This window comes from Streptomyces sp. SBT349 (assembly GCF_001083795.1).
GTDB lineage: Bacteria > Actinomycetota > Actinomycetes > Streptomycetales > Streptomycetaceae > Streptomyces.
Genome location: NZ_LAVK01000176.1, coordinates 1 through 15,335, shown reverse-complemented (window position 1 = coordinate 15,335; position 15,335 = coordinate 1). Strand labels below are relative to the sequence as shown.

Below are 15,335 nucleotides of genomic sequence, written 5' to 3'. Positions count from 1 at the left end.
AGCCGCAGCTCATGGACTCGGGGCCGTTGCGTGGGCGGTGGGGGGCCGCGTCGGGCACGGACGAAGAGGCGGTGCGCGACCGGTGGACAGGTCGGCAGATGACTGCAACTCTCTGACGCAATCTCGCAAAATCATGTGCACGTCACGCACACCACCAGAGATCCCTCCCTCGGAGCCCTGAGCCCTCACGCCCCGCGTGAGGGCTGGAGATTGGGGACAGATGACTCGCCAACGCTTCAGGACGCGCGCGCCGGCCGCCGTTCTGACCGCCCTGCTGATGCTGCTCGGCGGGCTGAGCGCCACCGCCTCCGCGGCGGAGGGCGGCAACCTCGCCGCCGGCGCCCCCGCCGCGGCGAGCGGGGCCAACGGCCCGCACGCCGCTGACCGTGTGACCGACGGGGACCAGGACACCTACTGGGAGGGCGCGGGCGGCGCGTTCCCGCAGTGGGTGCAGGTGGACCTCGGCGACACCGTCCGCCTCGACGAGACCGTGCTCAAGCTCCCCGCCGGGTGGGAGCGCAGGCAGCAGACGCTGTCCGTGCAGGGCAGCATGAACGGGGAGAGCTTCACCACCCTCGCGGCGCCCGCCACCCTCGCGTTCGACCCCGGCTCGGACAACACGGTGACCGTCCCGATGCACGGGGTGCAGGCCCGCCACGTGCGGGTGGAGATCACCGCCAACAGCGGCTGGGAAGCCGCCCAGCTCTCCGAACTGGAGGTGTACACCGCCGAGGAGTCACGGGAGGACCTGGCCCGCGAGGCGACGTTCACAGCCAGCAGCAGCACCGACAACCGGGTCGCGGGCAACGCGGGCGACGGCGACAGGGCCAGCTACTGGGAGAGCCGGAACGGCGACCTGCCGCAGTGGATCAGGGCCGACCTCGGGGCCTCCGTCGCGGTCGACCGGGTCGTGCTGCGCCTGCCCACGGGCTGGGAGCCGCGCACCCAGACGTTCGCGCTCCAGGGCAGCACCGACGGCGCGGAGTACACCGACCTGGCGCCCGACGAGGACCACCTCTTCGACGCGGCGTCCGGCGGCAACTCCGTGACGCTCAGCTTCGACTCCACCGTCACCCGGTACATCAGGGTGCTGTTCTCCGGCAACACCGTGCAGCACGCCGGGCAGGTCTCCGAGCTGGAGATCTACGGTCCCCAGGACGGCGACACACAGGCGCCCACGGCCCCGGCGAACCTGAGGCTGACCGAGCCGGAGCCCGGCACGATCCGGCTCGACTGGTCCGCGTCCTCGGATGACACCGGAGTGGCGGGCTACGACATCTACGCCGGCAACACGCTGCGCACCAGCGTCCCCGGCGACGTCACCACCTACACCGACACCCAGCCCACCGACGTCACCGTCACCTACCACCTCCGCGCCCGGGACGCGGCGGGCAACCAGTCGCCCGACAGCCAGTCCGTCACCCGCCGCGCGGGCGACCCCGCCCAGGTGGTGGAGCTCGCCGAGGGCAAGCCCATCAGCGCCTCGGGCCATGTCCACACCTTCGTCGCGGCCAACGCCAACGACGGGAACACCGCGACCTACTGGGAGGGCGCCTCGGGCGTCTACCCCGGGCACCTCACCGTGGAGCTCGGCTCCGACGCCGACCTCTCCTCGATCGTGGTCAAGCTGGACCCGGCGGGCGCGTGGGGCAACCGCACCCAGCGCATCGAGGTGCAGGGCCGCGCCCAGGGCACCACGGCGTTCACCACGCTGACGCCCGCGGCGGACTACGCGTTCTCACCGTCCACGGGGAACACGGTCACCATTCCCACCGACGGGCGGGCCGACGACGTGCGGCTCGTCTTCACCTCCAACACCGGGGCCCCGGCCGGTCAGGTCGCCGAGTTCCAGGTGATGGGCGAGCCCGCGCCCGCCCCCGACCTGGAGGTCACCACCATGTCGGCCGACCCCGAGGTCCCGCTGGAGTCGGAGGACGTGACCCTCTCGGCCGGCGTGCGCAACAGCGGGCCGCTGGCCTCCGCGGCGACCGAGGTGACGCTCCTGGTGGACGACGAGGAGCAGGGCACCGCCTCGCTCCCCGCCCTCGACCCGGGCGAGACCGCCACGGTCTCCGCGGACATCGGCGCGCTGACCGAGGGCGAGCACACCCTCGCCGCCGAGGTCGACGCCGAGGACGCCGTGGTCGAGCAGGACGAGACCAACAACACCTACGAGCACCCCGAACCGCTGGTGGTCGAGCCGGTGCCCAGCTCCGACCTCGTCGTCTCGGCGGTGGACTCGGACCCCTCCACCCCCGCCTCGGGCGACCAGGTCACGTTCTTCGCCACCCTGGAGAACCGCGGCACCCTGGACTCGGCCGGCGGCGCCCACCCCGTCACGCTGGCGGTGAAGGACACCGACGGCTCCACGATCACCACGCTGGACGGCGCCTTCACCGGCGTGCTGGAGGCCGGCGACGCGACCACCGCCGTGGAGCTCGGCACCTGGACGGCCGCCGACGGCAGCTTCACGCTGGAGGCCACCGTCGGCGCCGACGCCAACGAGATCCCGGTCAAGCGCGAGAACAACACCACCACCCGGGCCTTCTCCGTCGGGCGCGGCGCGCACATGCCGTACACGGCGTACGAGGCGGAGGACGCCAGGCGCGGCGGCGGCGCCGACGTCGTCGGGCCCAACCGGGACGTGGGCCACCTCGCGGGCGAGGCGTCGGGCCGCCGCGCGGTGACCCTCGACCAGAACGGCGAGTTCGTCGAGTTCACCACCAGGGGCTCCACCAACACCCTGGTGACCCGCTTCTCCATCCCGGACGCCCCGGGCGGCGGCGGCATCGACAGCACGATCAACGTCTACGTGAACGGCGCGTTCCACAGCGCCCTCGACCTCACCTCGCGCTACGCGTGGCTGTACGGCGCCGAGGCGGCCCCCGGGAACGCGCCGTCCGCGGGCGGGCCGCGCCACATCTACGACGAGGCGCACCTGATGCTCGGCGAGACGGTGCCGGCGGGCAGCACGATCAGGCTCCAGAAGGACGCGGCCAACGGGAGCCGGTACACGATCGACTTCATCAACACCGAGCAGGTCGCGCCGGTGGCCAACCCGGACCCGGCGCGCTACACCGTGCCGGCCGGCCTCGGGCAGCAGGACGTGCAGGCGGCCCTCGACCGGGTGCGGATGGACACCACCGGCACGCTCGTCGGCGTCTACCTGCCGCCCGGCGACTACCAGACGTCCAGCAAGTTCCAGGTGTACGGCAAGCCCGTCGAGGTCGTGGGCGCGGGCTCCTGGTACACCCGCTTCCACGCCCCGGAGGGCCAGACCAACACGGACGTCGGCTTCCGTGCCGAACAGGCGGCGAGCGGCTCGACGTTCGCGAACTTCGCCTACTTCGGCAACTACACCTCGCGGATCGACGGGCCGGGCAAGGTCTTCGACTTCTCCAACGTCACCGACATGACGATCGACAACATCTGGGCCGAGCACATGGTGTGCCTCTACTGGGGCGCCAACACCGACAGGACCACCATCAGCAACTCCCGCATCAGGAACACGTTCGCCGACGGCCTCAACATGACCAACGGCTCCACGCACAACCACGTGACCAACAACGAGACACGGGCCACGGGCGACGACAGCTTCGCCCTCTTCTCCGCGATCGACGCCGGGGGCGCGGACGAGACCGGCAACGTCTACGAGAACCTCACCTCGCTGCTGACCTGGCGCGCCGCCGGCCTGGCGGCCTACGGCGGCTACGACAACGTCTTCCGCAACATCCGCATCGCCGACACGCTGGTCTACTCGGGCATCACGATCAGCTCGCTCGACTTCGGCTATCCGATGAACGGCTTCGGGGAGATCCCCACCCGCTTCGAGAACATCACCATCGAACGGGCGGGTGGCCACTTCTGGGGCGACCAGGTCTTCCCCGGCATCTGGATGTTCTCCGCCTCCGAGGTCTTCCAGGGCATCCGGGTCAGCGACGTCGACATCATCGACCCCACCTATGTGGGGATCATGTTCCAGACCAACTACGTCGGGGGCCAGCCTGAGCACCCGATCACGGACACGGTCCTCACCGACGTGACCATCTCGGGCGCCAGGCGCAGCGGTGACCGGTACGACGGCAAGTCCGGCATGGCCCTGTGGGCGAACGAGCTGCCCGAGCCGGGCCAGGGTCCCGCGGTCGGCGAGGTCACGTTCCACGGCCTGACCCTTACCGGCAACGCCGAGGACGTCCGCAACACCACCTCCACCTTCGACATCCACCTGAACGAGTAGGGCGGGGAGGCCGCCGCCTCCCACGGAAAACGGCGGGGCCGCCGGGGCGACCTGGCCCCCCCCCCCCGCGCCCGGGGGCAGAATTGGGCGGGTGACCGCATCGGGGACATCTCGCCCCTACTCCGGGCAGACGACATTGGACCAGGACGCGCTAAGCCCGCTCCGGCTCTTCCTGAGGACGGAGACGGGCGGCGCGGTGGTGCTGCTCGCCGCCGTGCTCGCCTCGATGGTCTGGATCAACGTGGGCCCCTCGTCGTTCGCGTCCTTCTGGGGGACGCACGTGTCGGTCGAGGCCGGCTCGCGCGGCGTGTCGCTCACCGTGCGCGAGTGGGTGAACAGCGGGCTGATGACGCTGTTCTTCTTCGTCGTCGGCCTGGAGACCCGCCGCGAGTGGGACCTCGGCGACCTGCGCGAACGCCGCCGGGTGGTGCCGCTGCTGGCCGCCGGGCTCAGCGGCATGCTGGTCCCCGTCGCGATCTACGCCGCCCTCAACGCGGGCGGCGACGCGGCCGGCGGCTGGGGCGCCGCCATGTCCACGGACACCGCGTTCGCCCTGGGCGTGCTGGCCCTGCTCGGCTCCCGCTATCCCGGAAGCCTGCGGATGTTCCTCCTGACGGTGACGGTCGTGGACGACTTCGTCGCGCTCGGCGTCATCGCCCTCGTCTACAGCGAGAGCGTCGACCTGGTGGCGCTGGGGGCCGGGCTCGGCCTCTTCGCCCTCCTGCTGGGCGCGCGGGCCGCGGGGCTCGCCCGGGTCGGCGTCTACGGGGTGCTGGGGGTCGCCCTGTGGGTGGCGTTCCTCGAATCGGGCATCGACCCCATCGTGGTGGGGCTGGCGATGGGCCTGCTCACCTACGCCTACCCGGCGGCACGCGGCGACCTGGAACGGGCCAGCGACCTGTTCCGGCTGTTCCGCGAGCAGCCGACGCCCGAGTTCGAGCGCTCGGTCCGCAGCGGCCTCGCCGCCGCCCTCTCCCCCAACGACCGGCTCCAGCGCGCGTTCCACCCGTGGTCCAGCTATGTCATCGTGCCGCTGTTCGCCCTGGCCAACGCGGGCGTCGAGCTCAGCGGCCACCAGCTGGCGAACGCGTTCACCTCGCCGGTCACCCTCGGCATCCTGCTCGGCTACCTGCTGGGCAAGCCGATCGGCATCCTCGGCGCCTCCTGGCTGACCACCGCGCTGAGCCGGGGGCGGCTGCGCGCGCCCGTCGGCTGGGGCTCGGTCCTGGGCGCGGGCTCGATGGCCGGAGTCGGCTTCACCGTGTCCCTGCTGATCGCGACCAAGGCCCTGAACGGCGAACAGCTGGAGGAGGCCAAGATCGGCATCATCTCCACGGTGGCCGCCTCCGCCGCCCTGGCCTTCGCCGTCACCCGCCTCCTGCGGCTCCTGCCGCGGGACACGCGGGTGCGGGCGCTGCTGGGGATGGCCGAGAGCATCGTGGACCTCGCGAAGCCGGTGGACGCGGACCGCGACCATGTGCGCGGCCCGGCCGAGTCGCTGGTGACGATGGTGGAGTACGGCGACTTCGAGTGCCCGTACTGCGGCCAGGCCGAACCGGTGGTGCGGCAGCTGCTCGCCGAGGTCGGCGACCTGCGGTACGTGTGGCGGCACCTGCCGCTCACCGACGTGCACCCCGACGCCCAGCTCGCCGCCGAGGCGGCGGAGGCGGCGGCCGACCAGGGCGCGTTCTGGGAGATGCACGACCTGCTCCTCGATCACCAGGGCGACCTGCGGATGCCGGACTTCCTGCGGTACGCCGAGGAGCTCGGCCTGGACGTGGAGCGGTTCCGCCAGCACCTCCAGAAGCGCAAGGGCGCCCCCCGGGTCGCCGAGGACGTCGACTCCGCCGACCTCAGCGGCGTCGCGGGCACCCCGACGTTCTTCATCAACGGCCGCCGCCACCAGGGCGCCTATGACATCGACCACCTGACCGCCGCCGTCAAGGCCGCGAAGGAACGCGCCAGGATCGCCCGCTGACCTGTCCCCCGCGTGCCCGAGCCATTCACTCGACCGGCCCCTCGTGCTAGCGTGCGCCGGCAGGACCGATCAGACCGATCAGACCGATCAGACCGATCAGACCGATCAGACCGATCAGACCGGTCAGACCAGTGGGCGTGGAAGGCGGTGCGGAGCCATGGGCGGGCGGACGGGACGCGAGGGTGCCCGGCGGGTGATGGTCAACCCGGACGCCTCGACCGGGGGCGCCTGGGAGCCGGAGACCCGGCTGTACTCGGAGGGCGCCTTCCGCGGCACCGAGCGCCCGGTGCTCGCGCCGGCGGGCGGCGGTCACCGGCGGATCGAGGGGACCCCGTTCCTCGACCCGGCCGGCGGCGGACTCCCGGGGGCCCACGAGGCGGACGAGGCCGAGGTGCGTGCCTTCCGGCGGCGGCTGGCCGGGATCGCGATACCCGACGACGGCGGCCGGTACGCCGACCTGGCCACCACCGCGCTGCTCGACCTGTACGCTCTGGCGCTGCCGAACGGGGCCGTGCTCGGCGCGGCCAGCCCGTACTGGGCGTTCGTGTGGGCCCGGGACAACGCGCTGGTGGTGGCGGCGTTCGCCCTGCTGGGCCAGTACGAGGACGCGTGGGCGGCGCTCCGTTTCATCTACGGCGTCCAGGAGCCGGACGGCCAGTGGGAGGCGCGCTATCTCCCGGACGGCTCGGGCGAGGTGCCCGACGACCGCGGGCGGCAGGACGACGGCATCGGCTACACGCTGTGGGCGACGTGGCTGGCCGCCCGGCTGAGCCCGGACGCGACGCGGGAGGCGGCGCTCGCCGAGCTGCGGCCCGCCGTCCTGGCGGCCGTGGCGGCGGGCGGCGACGTCCTGGACGCGGCGACCTCCCTGCCCCGCACCAGCCAGGACTTCTGGGAGATGGACCAGGCCGAGCCCTCGCTCGGCGTCGCGGGGCCGCTGGCGTTCGGGCTGCGCGCCGGCGCCGAACTCGCGGATCAGCTGGGCGAATCCGCCCTGGCCGACCGCGCCCGCGGGCACGCCGACGCGCTGCTGGCCGCGGTGGTGCGGACGTATCGGCCCTCCGGCTACGAGCACTTCCCCTCGGGCGGCGGGCGCGACGCGTCCGTGGCGTTCCTGCTGCCCCCCTTCATCGCCTCATCCGCCGACCCGGGCGCCGACCTCGTACCCGGCGCGCGCGCCGCGTGGAACCGTTCGCGCGCTGAGATGCGCGTGGCCAACGGCGGGCTGCGCCCCGGCGCGGGCTGGCCCGACCCGCACACCGCCTGGAACCCGCAGGTCTCGCTGTACGCGATCACCGCCGCGGCCCTGAGTGAACGCGCCACCGCCCGCGCGCTGCTGGACTGGATGGACGCCCACCGCACGGCGCTCGGAAGCCTGCCGGAGAAGGTCACCGCCGCGGGAGCGCCCGCCGCGGTGGCGCCCATCTCGACCGTGGCCTCGGCGGCCCTGATCGCCCTGGCCCTCCTCGACGGGCGGCCGATGCCCGTCCTTCGCGGCTACGAACCCGCGCTCGCCCCCTTCTCCTGACGCACGCGGCACCCGGCCGCATCCGTTCCCCCCGCATATCCGTACCGCTATCCGTTTCCGTACCCGTACCCGTACCCGAGGAGGTCGCCCGATGCGACGGGCCACCAGCAAGGCACGAACGGCGCGCCGGCGCACGGCGGCCCTGCTCACCGCGGCGCTGTGCGCCGGCGCGCTCGGCGGCTGCTCCCTCTTCAGTCCGTCCGGGGACGGCAGGGACGGCGAGGTCACCGTGTGGACCCCGCACAGCACGCCCCCGCGCATCGCGGCCCAGGAGGCGATAGCCGCCGACTTCGAGGAGGAGACCGGCATCCACGTGAACGTCGTGGGCATGGCCGCCGCCGACATGAACCAGGCCATCGTCGCGGGCGCCGCCTCCGGGGACCTGCCCGACGTGGCCCTGGTGGGCCCCGACCAGGTGGCCCGCTGGACCGCGCAGGGCCTGGTGGACACCGGCGCCGCGCGGGAGGCGCTGAACGCCCTGGGCGAGGACACCCTGAGCGAGCGGGCCCTCGACCTGGTCTCCATCGACGGCGAACCCGCCGCCGTGCCGTCGGACGGCTGGGGCGAGATGCTGTTCTACCGCACCGACGTGTTCGACGCGCTCGGCCTGTCGCCGCCCACCAGCGTGCGGGACATGGTGGAGGCGGCCGAGACCATCGACGGCTCGGACCTCGGGATGGCCGGGATCGTGCTGGGCACCCAGCCCGCCAACGCCTCGGCCGGCGAGAACCTGGAACACCTGGCGCTGGCCGACGGCTGCGCGATGTTCGAGGGGGAGGAGGTCGCGCTCGACTCGGCCGCCTGCGAGCACACCTTCGGCGAGTACCAGGCGCTCACCGGGGCCTCCGTGGCCGGCGACCAGAACATCGAGTCCACCCGCGCCTCGTACCTGGCCGGGGACGCGGCGATGGTCCTGTGGTCGCCGCACCTGCTGGACGAGATCGCGAACCTGGACCCCGCCTTCCCGGTGAGCTGCGACCAGTGCGCGGAAGACCCCGGCTTCCTGGCCGCGAACACCGGCGTCGTCGGCGCGATGACCGGCGAGAACAACGACACCCCCACCGGCTTCGGCCTCACGATGAACCACGCGGTGCTCCAGGGCGCCGACCGGGAGGCCGCCCTGCGCTATGTCGACTACGTCATGAACGAGGGCTATGCCGACACCCTGGCCATGACCCCCGAGGGCCGCGTCCCGGTGCGGTCCGGGCCACCGGGTGAGCCGGGGCGCTTCATCGAGGAGTGGCGCTCGCTGCCGCTTGGCGCCGACCCGGAGAACCGGCGGCCGTTCGACGAGGCGTTCGCGCCGGAGGTCATCGAGGAGGTGTACGAGGCCGCCAACGCCTTCAGCCGGTGGGGCTTCGGCACCGAGAACTGGGCGACGGCGGGGGCCGCCTACACCCAGAACACGCTGGTCACCGACGTCAACCGGCTGGTGGGCGGCGGCGATCCAGGTGACTACGCGGACCGCGTGGCCGCCGAACTGCGGACCATCCAGCGGGAGAACCAGTGAGCAGGCTGCCAGGACGCATCACCCTCGCCAAACGCGAGGACCTGACCGGCAGGGCGCTGGTGAGCCCGACCCTGCTGGTGGTCGTCTTCGTCGTCCTCGTCCCCTTCGTCATGAGCGTGCTGTACGCGTTCCAGGACGTGCGCCTCATCGACATAGGGCCGCTCGGCGACGGCGAGACGCGGTGGACGCTGGACAACTTCCGCGAGGTGCTGTCCAGCAGCGGCTTCTGGGCCGCCGTGCGGACCACCGCGCTGTTCGCCGTGGCCACCACCGTCGGCTCGGTGGCGGCGGGCCTGGCCATCGCGCTGGCGCTGCGCAAGCCGTTCCGCGGCCGGGGGCTCGTCCGCGGTCTGGTGCTGATCCCCTACGTGCTGCCCGTGGTCGCCGCCGTCATGATCTGGGAGCAGCTGCTCAACTCCCAGTACGGCTTCGTCAACGCCTTCGGGGAGCGGTTCCTCGGCTGGACCGAGCCCGTCTCGTTCCTCTCCACCACCTCGATGGACGTCGCCGGGCTTCCGGTGCCCGTCACGCTGCTGGTGGTCGTGCTCTTCGAGATATGGAAGACCGCGCCGCTGGCCTATCTCTTCATCACCGCGCGCCTCCAGGCCGTGCCCGGCGACCTGGAGGAGGCCGCGCTCATCGACGGCGCCGCCCCCACCCAGAGCTTCCGGCATGTCCTGCTCCCCCAGCTCGCGGGCGTCCTGGCCCTGCTGGCGGTGCTCCGCTTCATCTGGTCGTTCCAGAGCTTCAACGAGATCTACCTGCTCACCGGGGGCGCGGGCGGCACCCAGGTGCTCGCCGTGCGGGTCTACGAGGAGCTCACCACCCAGGGCGACATCGGCACCGCGTCGGCGCTCGGCCTGGTGATGATGGCGGCCCTGGCCGTGCTGCTGGTGATCTACGTCCGCATGTCCCGCAAGGAGGTCTCGCGATGAGCGCCGTCCGCACGCACCCCAGGGGCTCCACCCGCCACCGCGTGGAGCGGCGGGTCCTCGGCGTGCTCAAGTGGGCCACCATAGCCGTGACCGTCCTCGCCTGCGCGGGGCCGCTGGTCTACGGCATCCTGCTCTCGCTGCGCCCGCTGACCGAGGTCATCAACAACCCCCTCGACATCTTTCCCGCGCCCTCGGAGATGGACTTCAGCTCCTACACCACCGCGCTGCGCCCCGAGGAGGACGGCGGCCACGGCCTGGCCCGTTTCATGGGCAACTCGGCGGTGGTCGCGCTGGGGACCGTGGCCCTGGCCACCGTGTGCAGCGTGCTGGGCGCCTACGCGGCGGTGCGGCTGCGGTTCTTCGGACGGGACTCGGTCAACGCGCTGTTCCTGATGGTCTACCTCTTCCCCGGCATCGTGCTGGCCGTCCCGCTGTTCGTGATGTTCTCGCGGATCGGGCTGCGCGGGGAGCTGATCGGGCTGGTCATCATCTATCTGGCGCAGACGGTGCCCGTGTCGCTGTTCATGCTGCGCAACTACTTCCTCGCGGTCCCCGCCGGCGTCGAGGAGGCGGCCATGACGGACGGCTGCACCCGGATGCAGGTGATCTGGCGGATCGTGCTGCCGATGGCGCTGCCCGGCATCATCTCCACCGGCCTGTATGTCTTCATGATCGCCTGGAACGAGTACCTGTACGCGCTGCTCTTCCTGGTGGACAAGCGCGACCGGTGGACCGCCTCGCTCGGCATCGCCCAGCTCTCCGACTTCGCCGTGCCGCCGACCGTCCTGATGGCGGGCTCGATCGCGCTGACCCTGCCGGTCGTCGTCGTCTTCGTGCTCACGCAGCGCTCGCTGCTCTCCGGGCTGACCGCCGGGGCGGAGAAGGGATGACCTGGTGGGCCGACGCGGTCGTCTACGAGGTGTACGTCCGCAGCTTCGCCGACTCCGACGGCGACGGGGTCGGTGACCTGGCGGGGGTCACGGCGCGGCTGCCGCACCTGGCGGACCTGGGGGTGGACGCCCTGTGGATCACGCCGTTCTTCCCCTCCCCGGGGCGGGACCACGGGTACGACGTCAGCGACTTCACGGCCGTCGACCCGCTCTTCGGCGACCTGGCGGCGTTCGACGCGCTGGTGGAACGGGCGCACGCGCTCGGCCTGAGGGTGCTGGTGGACATCGTGCCCAACCACACCTCCGACGCGCACCCGTGGTTCATGGCCGCGCTCGCCGAGGGCAGGGGCGGGCGCCGGTACCGCGACTACTACATCTGGCGCGACCCGGCCCCCGACGGCGGGCCGCCGAACAACTGGATCTCCAACTTCGGCGGCCCCGCCTGGACCCGGGACCCCGCCTCGGGCCAGTACTGGATGCACGCCTACCTCCCCGAGCAGCCGGATCTCAACTGGCGCTCCGGGGCGGTGCGCGCCGAGTGGGAACGGATCCTGGGGTTCTGGCTCGCCCGCGGCGTGGACGGCTTCCGGATCGACGTCGCGCACAACCTGCTCAAGCACCCCGACTTCCCGGACAACCCGCCCGCCGCCGGTCCGGCCGCGCGCGAGGCGCGGGTGGGCCGGGCGCGGCAGGCGCACGGCCTCGCCCGGGTCTTCGACATCGACCAGGACGGCGTGGTGGACGTCTTCCGCGCGCTGCGCGCCGCGCTGCCGAACACCACCGGGGGCGAACGGCCGTTCCTGCTGGGCGAGACGGTGCTCGACGACCCGGGGCGCGTGGCCCGTTACGTGGAACGCGACGGGCTCGACGCGGCGATGTGGTTCGGCGCGCAGGCGGCGCGCTTCGACGCGCGCGAGCTGCACGAGGCGCTGGACGCGGTGGCGCACGCCCCGGGCCCCGGCGCCGTGGCGTGGTTCCTGTCCAACCACGACAGGTCGCGGCCCGCCACCCGCCTCGGGGACGCGGACCGGGCGCTGGCGGTGGCCGCGGTGGTCATGGCGGTCCCCGGGCCCTATCTGCTGTACCAGGGCGAGGAGATCGGCGCCGAGGACCTGCGCGTCGCGGCCGGCGAGGCGCGCGACCCGCTGGCGGTGCGCGCCGGGGAGCCGGAGGCGTCGCGCGACCGGGCGCGGGCGCCCATGCCGTGGACCGTCGCGGGCGACCGCGGGTTCGCCGCGGCGCCCTGGCTGCCGCACGGGCCGCTGCCCGCGGCGGGCTCCGTCGCGGAGCAGGCAGCCGACCCCGGCAGCCACCTGGCCAGGTGGCGCGCGCTGATCGCCGCGCTCCGCGCGCTGCGCGGGGCGCTGCCGCGCGCGGTGGTCACCGAGCGCCACGGCGATCTGCTGGTGGTGCGCCGCGGGCCGCTGCTCGCGGTGGCCAACCTGGGCGAGGCGGACGTGCCGCTGTCCGAACTGCCGCTGTCCGAACTGCCGCCGCCGGGGCTCGCCGGGGCGGACGCTGAGATGCTGTGGAGGTCGGGACGGCCGGGCGGCGACCGGGCGCTGCGCGCGGCCGAGACGGCGTGGTGGCGCCTGGCCGGACGGCCGGAGGGCGGGGAGGGACCAGGGTGAGCGGTGCCGGACCGAACGAGGGGCGCCGCCCGCGCCCTTACGGGGCCTTCGACGCGGGGGCCGAGCTCAAGCACGACATCGAGGAGCGCATCCGCGCCCGCGACTGGCGGCCCGGCCACCGCCTCCCCGGGGAGCGCGCGCTGGCGAACGAGTACGCCGTCTCGCGCGCCGTGGTGCGCGAGGTGCTCCAGTCGATCGCGAGCCAGGGGCTCATCGAGATCTCGCCCGCCAGGGGCGCGTTCGTGCGGCGGCCGGACGGCAGCGTCCTCGCGGGCGCGCTCAGCCAGCTGCTCAGCACGAACGGCGCGACGGTCCGCGACGTGTTCGGGGCGCGGGTGCTGCTGGAGACCGAGGTCGCGGGGCTCGCCGCGGATCGCGGCGGAGAGCCGGTGCTCGACCGGCTCGCGGCCCTGGCGGCGGCGATCGACGAGGGTGACGACCTGCTCGAACAGGCCATCAGCGACCTGCGGTTCCACTCGCTGCTGTGCGTGGCCGCGGCCAACCCGGTGCTCGGCGCCATGCACCGGGCCATCGCGCCCTACGTGCTGTTCATGACGCTGCGCCGGGAACGCAGACCGGCGGCGAGCGGCGCGCGGCACGACCAGATCCTCGACGCGGTCGCGGCGCGCGACGCCGAGGCGGCGCGGCGGCTGAGCGTGGCGCATCTGGACTCGACCAGGGAGTTCTTCGACGGCGCCTTCGACCGGCCGGTGGACGAGGTGGCGGCGGAGAACCTGCGGCGCATCTCCGGCGGCTTCTGGACGCTGGACGACGTGGTCCGCCGCGCCTTCTCGGAGCTCGACGGTCAGGAACGGTCACAGGACGGAACTCGACGAACGGAGTACGGCATATGAGCGCCAACGGCCGACCGGTGAAGGTGGCGATCCTCGGACTCGGCGGCCGGGGCGTCGAGTCCTACGGCCAGTGGTTCCTGCGCCACCGGGACCTGGCCACCGTGGTGGCCGTGGCCGAGCCCCTGGAGCACCGGCGCGAGACGTTCGCCGACCGGGCCGGCGTCCCGGCCGGGGCCCGGTACGCGGCGTGGCCCGCGCTGCTCGACGACAGCGAACGGCTCGGCCTGGACGCGGTGGTGATCGCGCTGCCGGACCGCGTGCACGTGGAGCCCGCGGTGGCGGCGGCCGAGCGCGGCCTCGCGATCCTGCTGGAGAAGCCGATGGCCACGGACGAGGGGGCGCTGCGCGACCTGGAGACGCGGCTGCGCGGGCTGGCGCCCCGGGTCGCGGTGGCGCACGTGCTGCGCGAGACGCCGTTCTGGCGCAGCGTCCACGGCGTCCTCGGCGACGGGCTGATCGGCGAGCCGGTGACCCTCCGCATGGAGGAGAACATCGGCTTCTGGCACTTCGCGCACTCGTATGTGCGCGGGAACTGGCGGAACACGGCCGAGTCCAGCCCGATGGTCCTCGCCAAGACCTGCCACGACCTGGACATCATCCGCTGGCTGGCGGGCAGCGCGCCGCTCACGGTCACCAGCGTCGGAGGGCTGGCCCACTTCCGGCCCGAGAACGCCCCCGAGGGCGCCCCCACCCACTGCGTGCACGGGTGCCCGGCGGCCGGCACCTGCCCGTTCCACGCGCCGCGTTACTACGCGGACGCGCTGGCGGACGTGGACGGCTGGCCGGTGGCGCTGCTCGGCCCCGACGTCAGCAGGGAGGGCAGGCTCGCCGCCCTGGCCGAGGGGCCCTACGGGCGCTGCGTGTACCGGTCGGACAACGACGTGGTGGACCACCAGCAGACGGTCTTCGCGTTCCCCGGCGGCCTCACCGCGACGCTGACCACCTCCGCCTTCACCGGCGCCAACACCAGGACCATCCAGATCACCGGTACCCGCGGCGAGTTGTCGGGCCGGATGGAGACGGGTGAGCTGCGGCTCCAGCGGTTCTCGCCCGCCGAGACCGGGCCGCCGCCGGTGGGGTACGAGGTGACCTCGGGCACCGCGGGACCACTCGGCCACCGGGTGGACGAGTGGCACGCGCTGCCGCCCGCCTCCGAGTCGGGGGACCACCGCGGGCACGGGGGCGGCGACGACGCCCTGGTGGAACGGTTCGTCCGCGCCGTCGCCGGTGGCGACTTCGAGGCGCGGGTGACGACCACGCTGGCCGCCTCGCTGGACAGCCACTGGATGGCGTTCGCCGCGGAACGCTCCCGCAGGGGCGGCTCCGTCGTCACCCTCGCCGACGTCAGGCCCTGACCCGGGGGGACCCGAGCCGGCGGCGGTCGGGGACGGCGGCGGTCAGGTGCGCGGGGCCTGGAACCGGCGCTCGCGCTCGGCCAGGGGCAGGGGCGCCTCGTCCAGGCCGCCGACCGCCCCGCTCGTCATGCGCGCGCACACACCCCGGCAGGCGAGCAACTGGTGGTCGCCGCGGTGGGAGACCACGACGGCTTCCACGGCGGTGGCGGCGCGGTAGTCGGCGCCGCAGACGACACACGCCAGCCCGGCGCTCATCTCCTCCGTCGGCTCCGCCGATCCGTTGCGGCGGGTGAACATCGCGTCCTGTGAGTACATGCGTTCACGTCCTTGGGGTCCTGGGGGCGTTGGGGTCCTGGGGCTGGGTCACGCGGGATCAGGGCTCCGGGCGCCACTCTCCTCGCGCGGCGGTGGTCACGC

The 15,335-nt window shown here is 73.3% G+C and carries 10 protein-coding genes; 9 read left to right on the top strand and 1 reads right to left on the bottom strand.

Annotated features, from left to right (window positions below; translation table 11 throughout):
• Positions 1-220: 220 nt before the first annotated feature.
• The 9 genes from ADY01_RS21060 (at position 221) to ADY01_RS21020 (ending at position 14,918) form a co-directional block, all read left to right on the top strand.
• A complete protein-coding gene (locus ADY01_RS21060; protein WP_049575875.1) occupies positions 221-4,237 on the top strand; it encodes a discoidin domain-containing protein in 4,017 nt (1,338 codons plus the stop codon).
• Between the two features lie 91 nt (positions 4,238-4,328).
• Positions 4,329-6,215, top strand: a complete 1,887-nt coding sequence (gene nhaA, locus ADY01_RS21055) for a Na+/H+ antiporter NhaA (protein WP_049575872.1) — start codon at positions 4,329-4,331, stop codon at positions 6,213-6,215.
• Positions 6,216-6,372: 157 nt separating this feature from the next.
• Positions 6,373-7,743, top strand: a complete 1,371-nt coding sequence (locus ADY01_RS21050; protein WP_049575869.1) for a hypothetical protein — start codon at positions 6,373-6,375, stop codon at positions 7,741-7,743.
• 91 nt (positions 7,744-7,834) lie between these two features.
• Positions 7,835-9,253 (top strand): ABC transporter substrate-binding protein, encoded by a 1,419-nt coding sequence (locus ADY01_RS21045; protein WP_049575867.1) that lies wholly within the window; start codon positions 7,835-7,837, stop codon positions 9,251-9,253.
• A complete protein-coding gene (locus ADY01_RS21040) occupies positions 9,250-10,188 on the top strand; it encodes a carbohydrate ABC transporter permease (RefSeq protein ID WP_049575864.1) in 939 nt (312 codons plus the stop codon). The genes ADY01_RS21045 and ADY01_RS21040 overlap by 4 nt, the downstream gene beginning before the upstream one ends.
• A complete protein-coding gene (locus ADY01_RS21035) occupies positions 10,185-11,078 on the top strand; it encodes a carbohydrate ABC transporter permease (RefSeq protein WP_049575861.1) in 894 nt (297 codons plus the stop codon). The genes ADY01_RS21040 and ADY01_RS21035 overlap by 4 nt, the downstream gene beginning before the upstream one ends.
• On the top strand, positions 11,075-12,709 hold the full coding sequence (locus tag ADY01_RS21030) for an alpha-amylase family glycosyl hydrolase (protein WP_053171044.1): 1,635 nt from the start codon (positions 11,075-11,077) through the stop codon (positions 12,707-12,709). Before ADY01_RS21035 ends, ADY01_RS21030 begins: the two co-directional genes overlap by 4 nt.
• Positions 12,706-13,563, top strand: a complete 858-nt coding sequence (locus ADY01_RS21025) for a FadR/GntR family transcriptional regulator (protein ID WP_049575858.1) — start codon at positions 12,706-12,708, stop codon at positions 13,561-13,563. The genes ADY01_RS21030 and ADY01_RS21025 overlap by 4 nt, the downstream gene beginning before the upstream one ends.
• On the top strand, positions 13,560-14,918 hold the full coding sequence (locus ADY01_RS21020; RefSeq protein WP_049575855.1) for a Gfo/Idh/MocA family protein: 1,359 nt from the start codon (positions 13,560-13,562) through the stop codon (positions 14,916-14,918). Before ADY01_RS21025 ends, ADY01_RS21020 begins: the two co-directional genes overlap by 4 nt.
• A gap of 42 nt (positions 14,919-14,960) precedes the next feature.
• Here ADY01_RS21020 and ADY01_RS21015 read toward each other — a convergent pair whose 3' ends face one another.
• Positions 14,961-15,233, bottom strand: a complete 273-nt coding sequence (locus ADY01_RS21015) for a hypothetical protein (RefSeq protein ID WP_049575852.1) — start codon at positions 15,231-15,233, stop codon at positions 14,961-14,963.
• Between the last annotated feature and the right edge of the window lie 102 nt (positions 15,234-15,335).

Bases quoted from the DNA above. Each gene is read 5' to 3' on its own strand.
- ADY01_RS21045 (WP_049575867.1), top strand. From the start codon at position 7,835: ATGCGACGGGCCACCAGCAAGGCACGAACGGCGCGCCGGCGCACGGCG.
- ADY01_RS21030 (WP_053171044.1), top strand. From the start codon at position 11,075: ATGACCTGGTGGGCCGACGCGGTCGTCTACGAGGTGTACGTCCGCAGC.
- ADY01_RS21035 (WP_049575861.1), top strand. From the start codon at position 10,185: ATGAGCGCCGTCCGCACGCACCCCAGGGGCTCCACCCGCCACCGCGTG.
- ADY01_RS21050 (WP_049575869.1), top strand. From the start codon at position 6,373: ATGGGCGGGCGGACGGGACGCGAGGGTGCCCGGCGGGTGATGGTCAAC.
- ADY01_RS21060 (WP_049575875.1), top strand. From the start codon at position 221: ATGACTCGCCAACGCTTCAGGACGCGCGCGCCGGCCGCCGTTCTGACC.
- ADY01_RS21015 (WP_049575852.1), bottom strand. From the start codon at position 15,233: ATGTACTCACAGGACGCGATGTTCACCCGCCGCAACGGATCGGCGGAG.
- ADY01_RS21020 (WP_049575855.1), top strand. From the start codon at position 13,560: ATGAGCGCCAACGGCCGACCGGTGAAGGTGGCGATCCTCGGACTCGGC.